13 protein-coding genes and 1 pseudogene are annotated in these 12742 nt (G+C 63.2%); 8 read left to right on the top strand and 6 right to left on the bottom strand.

The genetic code is table 11. The features are described 5' to 3' along the window. Positions 1 to 261: 261 nt before the first annotated feature. The 4 genes from J2W23_RS29370 to J2W23_RS29355 all read right to left on the bottom strand — a co-directional run bounded on the left by J2W23_RS29370 (position 262) and on the right by J2W23_RS29355 (position 4730). On the bottom strand, positions 262 to 2292 hold the full coding sequence (locus tag J2W23_RS29370) for a DUF3732 domain-containing protein (RefSeq protein ID WP_307651249.1): 2031 nt from the start codon (positions 2290 to 2292) through the stop codon (positions 262 to 264). Further along, on the bottom strand, positions 2289 to 2768 hold the full coding sequence (locus J2W23_RS29365; RefSeq protein WP_307651248.1) for a three component ABC system middle component: 480 nt from the start codon (positions 2766 to 2768) through the stop codon (positions 2289 to 2291). The genes J2W23_RS29370 and J2W23_RS29365 overlap by 4 nt, the downstream gene beginning before the upstream one ends. Next, the gene (locus tag J2W23_RS29360) at positions 2765 to 3991 is read right to left on the bottom strand and encodes an ABC-three component system protein (RefSeq protein WP_307651247.1); all 1227 of its coding nucleotides are present in this window, start codon (positions 3989 to 3991) and stop codon (positions 2765 to 2767) included. The genes J2W23_RS29365 and J2W23_RS29360 overlap by 4 nt, the downstream gene beginning before the upstream one ends. 547 nt (positions 3992 to 4538) lie before the next feature. Continuing rightward, positions 4539 to 4730, bottom strand: a complete 192-nt coding sequence (locus J2W23_RS29355) for a helix-turn-helix domain-containing protein (RefSeq protein ID WP_307651246.1) — start codon at positions 4728 to 4730, stop codon at positions 4539 to 4541. Positions 4731 to 4978: 248 nt separating this feature from the next. On the opposite strand from J2W23_RS29355, the gene J2W23_RS29350 reads away from it, so the two are divergent. Further along, entirely contained in the window at positions 4979 to 5542 is a 564-nt protein-coding gene (locus tag J2W23_RS29350; RefSeq protein WP_307651254.1) for a helix-turn-helix domain-containing protein, read from the top strand. 230 nt (positions 5543 to 5772) lie between these two features. Here J2W23_RS29350 and ubiG read toward each other — a convergent pair whose 3' ends face one another. Continuing rightward, positions 5773 to 6492, bottom strand: a complete 720-nt coding sequence (ubiG, locus tag J2W23_RS29345) for a bifunctional 2-polyprenyl-6-hydroxyphenol methylase/3-demethylubiquinol 3-O-methyltransferase UbiG (protein WP_307651245.1) — start codon at positions 6490 to 6492, stop codon at positions 5773 to 5775. Between the two features lie 30 nt (positions 6493 to 6522). After that, complete coding sequence (locus J2W23_RS29340) at positions 6523 to 6909, bottom strand: thiol-disulfide oxidoreductase DCC family protein (protein ID WP_307651244.1); 387 nt, start codon at positions 6907 to 6909, stop codon at positions 6523 to 6525. 93 nt (positions 6910 to 7002) lie between these two features. Between J2W23_RS29340 and J2W23_RS29335 the strand changes: the two genes are divergently transcribed. The 7 genes and pseudogenes from J2W23_RS29335 (at position 7003) to J2W23_RS29305 (ending at position 12734) form a co-directional block, all read left to right on the top strand. After that, positions 7003 to 7326 carry a metalloregulator ArsR/SmtB family transcription factor gene (locus tag J2W23_RS29335; RefSeq protein WP_307651243.1) on the top strand — a complete coding sequence of 108 codons (324 nt, stop codon included), beginning with the start codon at positions 7003 to 7005 and terminating at the stop codon, positions 7324 to 7326. A gap of 1292 nt (positions 7327 to 8618) precedes the next feature. Beyond that, positions 8619 to 9563 carry an ArdC family protein gene (locus J2W23_RS29330; protein WP_307651242.1) on the top strand — a complete coding sequence of 315 codons (945 nt, stop codon included), beginning with the start codon at positions 8619 to 8621 and terminating at the stop codon, positions 9561 to 9563. Between the two features lie 270 nt (positions 9564 to 9833). Then, positions 9834 to 10004: pseudogene (locus J2W23_RS29325) on the top strand (RHS repeat-associated core domain-containing protein); the annotation flags it as partial. Positions 10005 to 10196: 192 nt separating this feature from the next. Beyond that, positions 10197 to 10508, top strand: coding sequence for a hypothetical protein (locus tag J2W23_RS29320; protein WP_307651255.1), 312 nt, complete (start codon positions 10197 to 10199; stop codon positions 10506 to 10508). Further along, complete coding sequence (locus J2W23_RS29315) at positions 10489 to 11007, top strand: hypothetical protein (RefSeq protein ID WP_307651241.1); 519 nt, start codon at positions 10489 to 10491, stop codon at positions 11005 to 11007. The genes J2W23_RS29320 and J2W23_RS29315 overlap by 20 nt, the downstream gene beginning before the upstream one ends. A gap of 760 nt (positions 11008 to 11767) precedes the next feature. Next, the gene (locus tag J2W23_RS29310; protein ID WP_307651240.1) at positions 11768 to 12106 is read left to right on the top strand and encodes an H-NS histone family protein; all 339 of its coding nucleotides are present in this window, start codon (positions 11768 to 11770) and stop codon (positions 12104 to 12106) included. Between the two features lie 25 nt (positions 12107 to 12131). Then, positions 12132 to 12734, top strand: coding sequence for a PIN domain-containing protein (locus tag J2W23_RS29305; RefSeq protein ID WP_307651239.1), 603 nt, complete (start codon positions 12132 to 12134; stop codon positions 12732 to 12734). The last annotated feature ends 8 nt before the right edge of the window (positions 12735 to 12742 follow it).

Genomic DNA, 12742 nt, shown 5'->3' with positions numbered 1-12742 from the left:
TTGGAGTCTTCCATAGGTGTCCACCTAAATCCTTGGTGGACACCATCGTCATAGACCCGAGCCCGCAACTCAAGACGGGATCACCGCGCGCTTACCGAAGGGTGGCGATCGGGCCGCGGGTCACGAACCTTCGCCGGAAGGACTGCCACCGGGGGAATCGGTCACGGTGAGCAAGAAAGACGGTGGATCTGACGCTACATTCGGTATCCGCTGACGGGGTCAAGAGTTGCCGCCGTTCCTACCGCGAAGCGCACTCGATGGCTACGTCATAGACCGTCGCTTCCAATCACGAGGGATAAGGCCCTTGCCCGATGCCTTGGTCCAGCGCTCCTTCGTCGCTGACACGTAGCGAGGGTCCGACGGAAAGTAGGCATGCTCCAGCAGAAGTACTTGCAAGCCGCTGCGCGCCTCAACCTCTTTGAAGAGGAAGTCGATGTGCTGTCGCATGGCCACATAGTCCTCGTCGTCGGAAATCGAGATCTCGTCCGGTCGAGCTTCATCCGCGTCAGATGCGACCTCGGGGACATCCTCATCCCCTTCGTCCTCAACTTCATCGGCGTCCCTACCCTGATTGGGGAAGTAGGGACGGCTGAGCTGGTCGAGGACGATGACGCCGGGTACGGGCCTGCGCTCTTTCTCGAAGTGCCTTTGCAGTCCAAACGCCAGTGCGACGTGGACTGCCAGCCAGTTCTGATCCGAACCTAGATCCGCCATCGAGAGCACCGCACCTTCAGGCCCGGCCTCAATGACAGAGACGGAGGGCTCCCGGGCCGAGAAGATGAGCTCGGCCTCAACACAGGGCTCAACCTTTGGCAACTTCGAGAAAGCTTCAGAGGCGTACTGTGAGACGGCGGCTTCCACATGGCGCATGCGGATGCGTCGGTTGTCAGCGTCAACCTGCGCTTCCAGTTCCGCAATTTCATCCCGCTGCTTAGTCAGGTCTTTGGCGGGCTTCAGAAGCTGGTCGTCGGTGGTTTCAAGGAAGTATGTCGCCTTGCCGCGGAAGAAAGACTGGAGCTGAGCAAGGTCGGAAAATTGCTTGGCCTCGACAATCTGGTTCAGCGCGGACGCGACTGCAGCATCGAGCTCCCTCAGAAGTCCGCTGAGCTCTTCAACTCGCCTATTCAGCTGCTCTGCCGCTTCGCCGATCTGTGGCCGAAGGCGCCCAACTGCGCTCGTCTCTGCACGAATAGTCTCGAGCGATCGCCTCATGGCGACGGCGATTTTGGCGCCAGCGGCCGTTTCAGCCTCACAGACCGGGCACTTGGTGGGCACATCCAGCAGGTGAAGATGCTCGGCAATCCGGAGTTTCTGCTGCTGGGTACTGACCGCAGCTTCGTAGTCCAACGACTCCTGTTCCGTCACGGCCAGCGCTCGAAGCTTGCGCTTAGTCTGGTTCAACTCCTTCAATGTGGCTTGGCGGCGCTCCTGCAAGGTGTCAAGCTGGTCAGCGCCTGGGTATTGCAGCGGACGAGCTGCTGGCGATGCGGCCCTGCGCAACATGTTGATGAGGAAGGCTTCGTCAGCTCCTTCGGGCGGGCTTTCCACAAGTCCAAGTTGCTGCGCTTCACCAAGCAGCACCCGAGACCTCTGCTTTAGCAAGCTGTCCTTTGCGACGCGGGCTTCTTTGCGGGCAGCGTCGATCTCCAGGGCTCTGCGCGCCTGTCGAAGGCGCCGCTCGGCGGCCGCCGTTGACCCAGTCACCACGCCCAGAAAGTAGGGCATCGTCGAGACGATGGGGGGCGCTTTGCGATTGTCGTCAAGCCCGTGCAGCAGGACCGTCTCGCTATCGATAACCTCCTTGGTAACGAACACGTATGGCGTGAACTGGCGGATCGACGGTCTGTCCAGCGAGTCTCTTTCGGGTTGTTCGGAGTCTCCTATGGGCATCGTCTCGATGCCGAACGCCTCGCCCAACCTGACCTTGCTGACTGCCACGAGTCCTCTGCCTTCAAACTCTTCTATGGAGCGAGGAACCTTCAGGTTCCTCCCCGTAGTCACATACATGTAGGAGTTTGGCGCCTTGCCGACAAGCGGGACTTGGCGGCACGACATCATCTCATCGGCACCCCTTACCCACTTGACTCCAACAGCAACGCAGCGGCGTCGTACGTAGACAGGAAGCTGGCACTTTGACGACCCCAGGCAATAGTCCAAGGCCTTGATGACCGCCGACTTTCCTGTGCCCGATGCGCCAGTGATGATGTTCACGCGGCCAGCGTCTAGTTCGATGATGCGGAAAGCACCTTCCTCGCCAATGAAGAAGACGCTTGCGATGTTCCATCGCTTCATACAGAAACTCCCAATGCTTCTAGGACGGACCTGGGCGAGCCCATCCCGGCCATCCAGATCCCCAGCAGGCGGGCCCGCTTCAAGGCAGCGCCAGCAACGCCGGTCGTCACCGCTGCCGGTAACGTTTTCCGGGTGCTTTCAACGCCGCCGTCAGCTGCGAGCTTGAAGATACCGGCGATGCATCCAAAGCGGATGGCGGCCGTCGTGATTTCAAGCGTCGAGTTGACCTTCTTTGCCAGGTCGACTGACACCTTCGGATTTCGGCTCATCCATAGAGTGAACCCGGTCTCCCGATTGCAGCCATCAAAGGTCGACGCCAAGTCTTCCGAAATCGCGAGGGGTACGACTAGGTACGCCAACGCCGCTGCCGGGCAGACTCCAGGCCGGGTCGCCTGGTAGGCTGAACAAAACTGTGCAAGCACCACACCGCAGAACGCCGGATTGGTCTCGGCGAAGACGTCGCGCGCGGCAATCATGGGCGGTACTTCAACAGGGTCACGTAGTCAGGGTGCCAGCCAACACTCTGCTCAACCGCGAGAACCTGATAACTGCCACGCACGTAATAGGAAGCGCTCCAGTTTTTCGCGAAGGGGTCGACTTCCAGGTGGGCTTGACTGAACGACCACCGAAAGACCTCCAAGCCCGCAGTCCGCTTTTCGTCTTCCGGGGCTGACTGATGCTGCTCGGCCATCGGTTCATGCCGGTCTCTCCATTCTTGGACCAGATATTCGTCGTATCGATAGATACGGCCAGCCATGTCCGCTCGCTCAGTCATCCACTGGTGGCGCTGGGATCGTGCTTTCCATTCTTCGCGTTGCGCCGACCGAATCTCGGACTTGGTGCAGTTCACGAGTTGTAGCTGCGTGGCAATCATCGACGGCGGGCTGTGGTCGTCGGGTGGAACCTCGAATTGGAAGTCGGCGAGCAGTTCGTCGCGCGCCAGCTCGCCGGCCATCTCAAGCAAGCGCTGCAGAACCTCGAGTCTGGTGATGAAGCGTTCTCTCTTGGCGCAGAACGAGTACACGATCTGCAGATCCCACCACTCCATCAGACGCCGCGAGATCGCTTCACGCTCGTCGGGAGGGAAGTTCGTGAGCGTGCCCGTGATGTCGCGTTGAATCTTGTTGATGTCATTCGCGGCAGGCTGGATCGTCGCCCTGGACAGGAGCTTCTCGCGGATCACGTCCGGGAGGGCGAGATAGGCAGAACAGCCGGGTAGCCGCTCGACGTGCGGCAAGGGGCTCTTGCCATTCTGCTTTGCTGCAGAGTGCTCATTCACTACGCGTTGGGCCTCCACCTCCAGAAGCTTCAAGAGACCCGTGCGCGAGGCCTTTTCATCAAGGAGCGGCGCCAGAACACTGCCGGGCGGCAGCGGAGCCACAGTGACGAGTTGGAAGCGCGTGTCGTCAAGGCTCACCTTTGGCAGCACGTGGATCCATGCCCTGAGTGTCTTCCAGAGGGCCACGGAGGCCAAGCTCACCCCCGCTGGCTTCTTGCTCAGGGAGTGCTTCAGCTGAACGAGCAGCGATCGGCCGTTTAGCGCGATCTCCACATCGTCTAGACGCTCCAGACATACCGCGGCGTCGTCTTCAACGGCTTTGAGGATGGCCAGCAGACCGTATAGCGATTGATAGTAGAACCCCAACGCCGCATCGATGGCGGAGTGATCGTCTACTGTGACCGTTGTCGCAGAACTCACGTCGTCACCCTGAATCTCCAATCGTTCGCCTAACCGCTCACACGCGTGGGGCGGTAAGGTTGTCTTCGCAAACTGTAACAAACTTCAGGGTGTAGCTGAGACATCTGGGTGCGACCGCCACGAGCGTTTTGATTCGTCGCCAGATGTGCACACGCAGGATGGATGACAGAACCGCCCCGCGTTCGGCCATGGAGGCCAGCGGCCGAACAGATGAATCGATGACTGCTTCGTGCAAGGAAGCGGACATTCAGCTCCGAATGGCGAACGACGGCAGCCGCTGCTTAGCTGTCTCTGACTTACAGAGCTACCGTGCTGCAAACAGTTGGCGACCGGGTTCGCATTCGCTCGGGAACTGCGACAACATCGTGGTGGAAGCGAACCGCGTGGTCTCGGTAGCCAAATGCGGCCACAGAGGCTCTCCGGCGTCCCTTTTCATCTATTCGTGCATGGAGTGAGCGGTGCTCGCAGATTCTCCGTGGGAGTAGTGAGCCTTTGCGCGCTTTACCTAGGGGGAATTTCGATGACCATCTCGCAAAAGAGAAGGTATTTATTCTTCGAGAAGCTGATACGGCCTGAGCTTCAATGCCAATGCGAGACGCTCAAGATTGTCGAGTGAAATGTTGCGAGCTTGACGTTCAACGTGAGCGACGAAGGTCCGATGCAGTCCCGCCTCGAACGCCAAGGCTTCCTGCGACCATCCCCTTAATCCGCGCTGTCGGATCAAATTCAACGCGAGCACTTCCCTTGCCGAGGCTTCGGGTTGCTTCGAAGAATTCCTAGAACTAGTCACAGGGGAAGTCTTCGAGAAAGCTGCTTTTACGTCAGCCGTGTTTGAGTCACAATCGACAGACCTGCTGCTTCTACGAGGGGTCTGCGCTCATGCGAAATGTCCGGTTGCCGTCTCCGTTTCCGACAGGGCACTCGCCGAAGCTGCCGGCGTCGATCGCGCGAGTCCGGCGGCAGCAGCGCGCGCCTGTCGTACGAAGCCTGTCCGCGGCGCGCATCGGTGCGCAGGTGAGGGCGCTTCGCATGGCGGCGGAGGTGTCGGGTGGGGTGCTGGCGAAGGCTTCGGGAATTTCCGCTTCGATGCTCTCGCGCATTGAGCGGGGTCTGGTCTCGCCTTCGGTGGAGACCTTGGAGCGTCTCGCGAATGGTTTGGGTGTGCCGGCGTCGCGTTTCTTTGGCGACCAGGCGCGCCGCACGGATTTCTGCCATGTGCGCGCGGGGCAGGGGGTTGTGGTTGATCGCGTCGGTGCGGTTTCAGACTACCGCTATGAGCTGCTGGGGCATCTGCTGTCCGGCAACCTGTTCGTCGAGCCCTACCTGGTCACGTTGCTGCCCGGTGCCAATCCCTACGTGACCTTCCAGCATCCGGGGTTGAAGTTCCTGTACTTCCTGTCCGGGGAGGTCAGCTACCGCTATGGCGCCAAGGTGGTCACGGTGAGGGCAGGGGACTCGCTGCTGTTCGAGGCCACGGCGCTGCATGGGATCGAGGCTATTCAAGGAGGGCCGGTGTCCTACCTCTCGGTGGTGTTCACGTTGCGCGAGTGATGCGCGTGGGGACGGGCCTGCTCGGGCGCAACGGCTGATCGGGTGTGTTGATACCCTTTCCTCCTTCGTTCCGTCCTTTTTTTCTTTCGCACCTGCACCGTGACGCACGGCGTCCGGTGAGCCAGGACCGCTCACCGAAGGACACAAGGTCGACGTCGCGGCAGGCGATCAGACGCGGGTTGCCTCGGCGGCTTCGTTCATGCGCGGCGGGTTGCTGCTCGACGCTTTTTTCATTGCTGGTTGCCGTCGGTTTTTTTCTGCATGGCGAGCAGATAGCCCACGCGCAAGGATCGGTGGAGCTTGAAATTGCGGGTGAGCGGGTTGTAGCCCAGCCCGCGCTGGTCTCGCAGTTGCAGCCCGGCCCGGGCGGCCGCCTGCTTGAGTTCGTCGGGCCGGATGAGCTTGCGGTAGTCGTGCGTGCCGCGCGGCAGGATGCGCAGCACCTGCTCTGCGCCGAAGATCGCGATGAGCCAGGCCCACGGCGTGCGGTTGATGGTGGAGAAGAAAACCCACCCGCCCGGCCTGGCCATCCGCGCACAGGCTTCGATCACGGCATCCGGGGAGGGCACGTGCTCGAGCATTTCCATGCAGGTCACTACGTCGAACCGGGCTTCGCCGTCATCGGCCAGCGCCTCGGCGGAGATCGCCTGGTAGGCAACCGTCAGGCCGCTCGCCTGTGCGTGGAGCGCGGCGACTTTGAGTGGCTTGTCCGCGAGGTCGATGCCCAGCACGTCGGCGCCCTTACGTGCCATCGACTCGGCAAGGATCCCGCCGCCGCAACCCACGTCCAGCACTTTTCGCCCAACCAACGGGCTCAACCCGTCGATCCATGCGAGGCGAAGCGGATTGATCTCGTGCAGAGGTCTGAATTCCGAGCGCGGGTCCCACCAACGGTCGGCCAGTGCCTGGAATTTGGCCAGCTCGGCAGGATCGAAGTTCACGAAGCTCATCTGGTTCTCCTTGAGGTTGTTTGCGGTTGTCTACCAGTGGCCGCGCGCGCGGTTCCAGCGGTACAGCTGTCGCGCGAAGGTGTTGTATAGCCACGCGCCGATGCCATGCAGTCCGGGCCACTGCATGGGGCCGGCGAGCCAGCGCCATCGCGGCGACAGCGCCAGGACGCCGGCGATGGCGTCTGCGCCGATGCGCTGGCTGCCGGAGGCATCGACCAGATGCAGGCGTTCGCGCACGTCCTCGAGGTGCAGGCCCAGGGGTGTCAGCACCTCCGGCCGGGCATGTACGTCGACCCATTCCACGCTGTCGTCCGGCAGCCTGTCGCGCATGGCGCAGACCCCTGCATCGCAGACCGGGCAGGCGCTGTTGTAGTAGACCGTCGCTCGGGGAGGGCTCGGGGCAGAGGGTTCTTGCATGGCGGCTCCTGTTGCGGCGATTGTGCCATTCATTTAGCTAAATGCCTAAATAACTAATTAGCGAAGCAACTAGGCGAAGCGTAAGATCGAAGGATGGAAAAAGTCTTCGAAGCGCTCGCCTCCACGCCTCGGCGCAAGATCCTGGCGTACCTGTCGGAGACGGAGCTCTCGGCGGGCGACATCGCCACGCGCTTCGAGATGTCCAAGCCCTCGCTTTCCAAGCATCTGAAGATCCTGGAAGGCGCGGGGCTCGTGAAGGCAGAGAAGCGGGGGCAGTTCGTGTTCTACAGCCTGCAGCGCGAAAGCCTGGCCAACACGCTGACCGGTTTCGTGCAGGCGATCTGCCCGGTGTCCAAGGCGCTGAAGAAGGAAAGCCGGGCGCTGGCCAGCCAGCGGTCATCGGGCTCGAAGGCCTGAGCGATCCGGCCGTCCTGCGCATGCGCCGGTCTTGCGCCGGTGGTCCCCCGCCGGTCTCAGCAAGCCGCGGGCGGCCGATTCCTCGTCAAGAATGTCAAGGCAGACGTTTGATATTTTTTTTGCGTCGGTCATTGTTTCCATCGACTCGTCGCGCTCCGGCGCGGTGTGCATGCGGACAATGACCTCGGTGCGGATGGGCTCCTGAGCCTCGCCCGCATCGGGCCTTGCCCGCTGTGGACGCATGGGTCGACGGACTGCGCATGAAGAGTGACAGCGGCCGGCATCGAGGCGGTTTCCCTGAGCGGTTTTTTTCTCCCTGGCCTCTACCAGCGCCGAACCACTGTCGAGAGGCAGTGTGCGCGACCCGGGTGAAGCCGGAGTGAAGTCTGTGCAGGAATCTCGTGAAGCGATACCCGCGGTCCGGTGTCGTGCGACTCTCGCCCAGCGGGACCTGGAGGGGCAACGGATCGGCATGTCGGCGCAAGGGGGCGTCCAGCCGCATTCGCAGCGCTTCTGCAACGCTCGATCGCCTCATGCAGCGCGAAATCCGAACTGCTGTCGACTCTGATTTCGAACAGTGGGCTCGACAGCCGATTCGCTGCAGTCTTCGTCGGACGCGCACGTTGCGCCGCTTGGGGTGTCTTGCGCCTGCGTGACCCGCGCTGATGCGCGCATCCCGATGCGGTCGATGGTCGGCGAAGTGGCGTTGACCGCGGAAACGGGCGGCGATGCGCCAGGTGGCCGTGCATGCACGGCAGTCATCGGCCAGGCCGCCCGCCTCGGCGTTCGGCGGTTCCTGACGTCGGGGTAGAGGCCCCGCTTCGCAGGGCCTCGATGGCGTGCCGCCTTTGGCGGTGCAGCGCTGGTCGCGTGCAGGGCTTCACGGCCTGTCCGTCCTCGTCACCTCTGCGTTCGAAGCCGCCTCTTGGCCGACGCATAGCGCGCTCGGGCCGATGTCCAGGGCTCGGGCTTCGCCACCGTCCTCACCCGGTCCTCGCTGCGCTCGGCTGCGGCTTGCGGGCGGTCCCTGGACATCGCCCCTTTCCGCGCGCTTTCCATGCGTCGAGGCGGCTCCGAAAGCAGATGTTCAACCACAGCGGCACATGCCGCAGAAAGGCTCAGCCATGCACGCGAATTCAACTTCCAGCGCCACCCCGCGCGATGCGGGCAGCCCGCATCGTCCTGGCCATCCGACAACCACGGGCGTTCCCCCCGTACCCCCCGAGGACTCACCCAAAGCAGGTGGGTGTGGTGCCGAATCCCCCGGCACCGCTGCGCAGGGCCGGGACCGCATGGACGTGCGGCAGGTCGTGACGGACCGGATCGTCGCGATGCTGGAGCAGGGCGGCCACGTGTTCCGCGAACGCTGGACGCGGGCGGCGTCGCGCGGGATGCCACGTAACGGCAAGACGGGAGCACCGTACCGCGGTGCAAATGTGCTGCTGCTCTGGGACGCGGCGATCGAAGGGGGGTATGCGTCCAACGTGTGGCTGACCTACAAGCAGGCGCGAAGTCTCGGTGCCCAGGTGCGCAAGGGCGAGCGTGGCGTGCTGTGCGCGCACTTCGAGCGCACGGCGCGCGAACGCCGCGACGATGCCGACGAGGTTCTCTCGGAAGGCGGGACGGATGAGGAGGCCGTGACCGCGGAGGCCGGGGCCCGCGCCGGCGTGCTGCTGTGCCGGCCGTTCTGGCTGTTCAACGTGGCGCAGATCGACGGGTTGCCGCTCGAGGTGGTGGATCTTGGGGCCACTTCTCCGGTGGGCTTGCAGGGTCCGGTGGAACGGGCGATGCGGTTGCTCGGGGGTTGCAATGCGACGATCCGGCATGGCTTCGACCAGGCGGCGTACCTGCCAGCGCTCGACGAAATCCGGCTGCCATGGCCGCGGCAGTTCACCAGTCCCGAGGCGCAATGCGCGACCGCGCTGCACGAGCTGGTGCACTGGACCGGCCATCCCGATCGGCTGAACCGCAGCTTCGGGCGGCGGTTCGGTGATGCCGCCTATGCGTTCGAGGAACTGGTGGCCGAGCTCGGCAGTGCGTTCGTGATGGGGCACTGCGGACTGGTCGATGCCACGGTCGAGGGGCACGCGGCCTACATCGATGCGTGGCTGCAGGTGCTGCGCGGCGACCGCACGGCGATCTTCACGGCGGCACGTCTCGCGGAGGAGGCCTTCGCGTTCATCGTGGCGCGGGAGATGCCGGCCCTTGCGGGACCCGGTTCGGATGCCCGGGGCTGAGGGCGGCGGCGCGAGAGACGGGCGAGAGCCCTGGGGCCGGGATTCGCGCGAAGCCCCGGCCGGGCTGCGCCGGGAACCGGGCCAGCGGTCAGTGGGACCGTTTGCGCTGCGGTGGTTTCTCTGGCCGCCCAGGCAGTCGTTGACGTGCTGCGCGAGATGAGCGGCGCGCCGGCTTCGCTCCAGCGTGCCCGCGCGCATGGAAATGCCGCAGGCGAAATCGAAAGATCTCGAAGTTAGCCGTTTCCAACGATTTTTTCGCGTTGGCAATTGGTGTACTTCGGTGCTTGCCAAGACGCGGACGAGGAATCGGGGCTGTTCTACAACGGGTACAGGACCTACGTCCCGACCATCGGACGATACACGCAGGGTGATCCGATCGGCCTCGATGGCGGATGGAATCGGTTCGGCTATGTCGGCTCGAACCCATTGAGCTATGTCGACCCCAAAGGACTCCAGGGATGCCGCCCAGTTCCAGGAGGAATCGCATGCACGACCGGGGCAACGCCACCATTCAACCCTGACTTCGGTCCTCCAGGCCCCACAAGCATCCCTTGGCCAAAAATCCTGCCGCCGTCGTGGGTCGACGGGATCAAGGGAGCCTGCGCGCGTGCGACGGACTGGGTGAAGGACCGCATGTTCTCGACCCCGCCGTTGCCGACGGACATCGTTGGCGATCAGAGCGATCCGAGGGCGGGAATGGGCAAGGGCGGGAAGAAGCACACGAGCGGGCCGTTGACCCCGGCCAATGGAGGGACAGGGGACTTCGGCAAAGATCTGGATGCATTGACCGGCGGTACCCGGCCTTGGCAACCAGGCGACAGCGCCCCGCCAGGCAGCCTCGTCGGTCCCAATGGCATCTTCGGGCGTCCCAGCAATAGCTCCGGCGGCTCGAGCATCGATATCCCGGCCAATGGCACCAAACCGCATGAAACCCTACATTACTGACGCACTCCACGACGGAAGATTCGTCCTGCCGTTCCAGGTGGAGGGCCTCTCGGCGGATCAAATCGGCAAACCGTTCGAGGCTGCCCGGGTGTCGGCCTACGGGGTGCCGAAATCACAGACGCTCGAAGCCGCGTGGCTTTTTCGGCTGATATTGGACAGCGGCTGGATTCTCGACCTTTCTTCTTCTTGCACCGCCGTGGGTGGGTGGCAGGAGATCGGCAGTCTCAATCTTGGCTTCGCGCGGGAAGGCGCCGATGCGACTGCCATTGAATGGGTCGTCCATCCCATGGATTTCCGGATCGCGTCGGCGGAGCGCCTGATCTTCGAAGACGCGGAAGTCTATGCCGAGAGCGGCATCGCCTTGAAGGACATGACACACGGAGAGATCGTGGTGGCCGCAGGTGTTGCTCCCGGATCCGTCTCGGTGTTGATGCCGTCTTCCGCCGGGCCGCTTCGGTCGGAATTCGACATCGAGCGCTTGATGCGTCGACCGCTGTGAGTTGTCCGGCATCTGTCCTGTGTCAGACAGGAACGGGGGCGTCGACCGCTTCCTGATCAGCGACACACTTCGCAGGGATGGCGCGGTCCACGCGCCCTTCATCCTGCCCGTGTCGGCGCTCATCACGGACAGCGACCTCGATGCGCGACGACGACGCGCCCTTGCGGCTTTCTCTAGGCCGCTCATGGGCCGCTTGCCGACCCGAACTCGTTGCCGCGAGCCCATTGCACAACCGATGGCGTGCTTTCGAACTTCGAATCCGCGGCCTGCGACGGAGCGATGCCCGCATGGCGTTCATCTCACGCCGCATGCCGTTACATGAACGGTGTGATGGACAGGGCGATGCGCCAGGCGGTGCAGCGTCATGCCGCGTTTTTGCGTGCACAGGGCCATGCCCATCAGGCGGTGGGGCGCGTGAGCAACAAGCGGCACGGCCGATTCCCGCAACTCGGACCCCCGGTGTCTGGGACCCAAGCCGCGCGCGTCGTCAACGAGCCGCGCTGCCGGTCACCGGGACTGACCATCGCTCGCGGTTCCTCGCCGCGCCGGACATGCGGGATTGCGGTGGGGCGATCGGTTTTGCGCGGCGCCGGCTTGACGAGGCGGCGCCGTCGCAAAGTCGGAGAGACCGCCGGGAAGCGGCGTGCCGGTTGAGTGGCCTGCAGTCCGGGCGCGCCCGCGACCAGCGCGGGGGTAACTCCCGTCTGGTGGCGTCGCAGTGCGCCCTTATAGTTTCTCGTTCACAAAACCAAGATCAGCAATGGCAACGCACTCACTCGCGGACATCGAAGCGCAGATCAAGGCGCATGAAGAGCAGGTCGAACAACTCAAGGCCGCCGCCGCAAAGCGGCGCGCCGACGAGATCAGCGCGGTCGTTCAGGATATGCGCGCAAAGATCGCCGAATACGGCATCTCCGCAAAGGCGCTTGGCCTGAGCGGCAAGGCGCCGACGCGGCGCGCTGCCGCTGTTGTCGCGACGGGGCCGCGCTATCGCGGGCCTGACGGAGAAATCTGGGTCGGTGGCACACGCGGGCGGAAACCGCGCTGGCTGAGTGAGGGTCTTGCCACGGGCAAGACCTTGGCCGACTTCGCGGCCTAGGCCGGTTGCGGCTGATCGGTCAGCGATGGGCCAGCGCGTCAACTACGTCCTCATCGACTACGAGAGTGTGCAGCCGGAGGCGCTGTCCGTCCTCCATGAGGAGCATTTTCGGCTGATCGTGTTTGTCGGTGCGACACAGGTCAAGGTCGCGTTCGACACTGCCGCGGCGCTGCAGCGCATGGGCGAGCGGGCGTCGTACATCAAGATCTCGGGGAGCGGACCGAACGCCCTGGATTTTCATATCGCGTTCTATATCGGGCAGCTGTCGCTGCAGGACGCGAGCCGGTACTTTCACATCATCTCGAAGGACACCGGATTCGACCCGCTGATCCAGCATCTGAAGGACAAGAAGATCCTGGCCGCGCGGTGGCGTGATGTCAGCGAGATTCCGCTGCTGAAAGTGCTGAACGCGAAGCTGCCGGGCGAGAAGATCGCCGTCATCGTCGCGCATCTTCAGTTGCGCGGCTCGGCGAGGCCGCGCAAGGTCAAAACGTTGTCGAACACGATCAACGCGCTGTTTCAGAACGCGCTGCCAGAGTCGGAGCTGGTGGCGTTGATCAATGAACTGCAGGCGCAGGCGCTGATCTCGATCAGCGACAACGACGTCAGCTACAGCCTGCCCGCCTGACAGACTGG

The organism is Variovorax boronicumulans (genome assembly GCF_030812215.1).
Classification (GTDB): Bacteria; Pseudomonadota; Gammaproteobacteria; order Burkholderiales; family Burkholderiaceae_C; genus Variovorax; species Variovorax boronicumulans_C.
Note: the sequence above shows the minus strand (reverse complement) of the source record. Positions and strands in the feature narration are given on the sequence as shown.

Bases quoted from the DNA above. Each gene is read 5' to 3' on its own strand.
- J2W23_RS29310 (WP_307651240.1), top strand. From the start codon at position 11,768: ATGGCAACGCACTCACTCGCGGACATCGAAGCGCAGATCAAGGCGCAT.
- J2W23_RS29365 (WP_307651248.1), bottom strand. From the start codon at position 2,768: ATGATTGCCGCGCGCGACGTCTTCGCCGAGACCAATCCGGCGTTCTGC.
- J2W23_RS29315 (WP_307651241.1), top strand. From the start codon at position 10,489: ATGAAACCCTACATTACTGACGCACTCCACGACGGAAGATTCGTCCTG.
- J2W23_RS29320 (WP_307651255.1), top strand. From the start codon at position 10,197: ATGTTCTCGACCCCGCCGTTGCCGACGGACATCGTTGGCGATCAGAGC.
- J2W23_RS29335 (WP_307651243.1), top strand. From the start codon at position 7,003: ATGGAAAAAGTCTTCGAAGCGCTCGCCTCCACGCCTCGGCGCAAGATC.
- ubiG (WP_307651245.1), bottom strand. From the start codon at position 6,492: ATGAGCTTCGTGAACTTCGATCCTGCCGAGCTGGCCAAATTCCAGGCA.
- J2W23_RS29305 (WP_307651239.1), top strand. From the start codon at position 12,132: ATGGGCCAGCGCGTCAACTACGTCCTCATCGACTACGAGAGTGTGCAG.
- J2W23_RS29340 (WP_307651244.1), bottom strand. From the start codon at position 6,909: ATGCAAGAACCCTCTGCCCCGAGCCCTCCCCGAGCGACGGTCTACTAC.
- J2W23_RS29330 (WP_307651242.1), top strand. From the start codon at position 8,619: ATGGACGTGCGGCAGGTCGTGACGGACCGGATCGTCGCGATGCTGGAG.
- J2W23_RS29370 (WP_307651249.1), bottom strand. From the start codon at position 2,292: ATGAAGCGATGGAACATCGCAAGCGTCTTCTTCATTGGCGAGGAAGGT.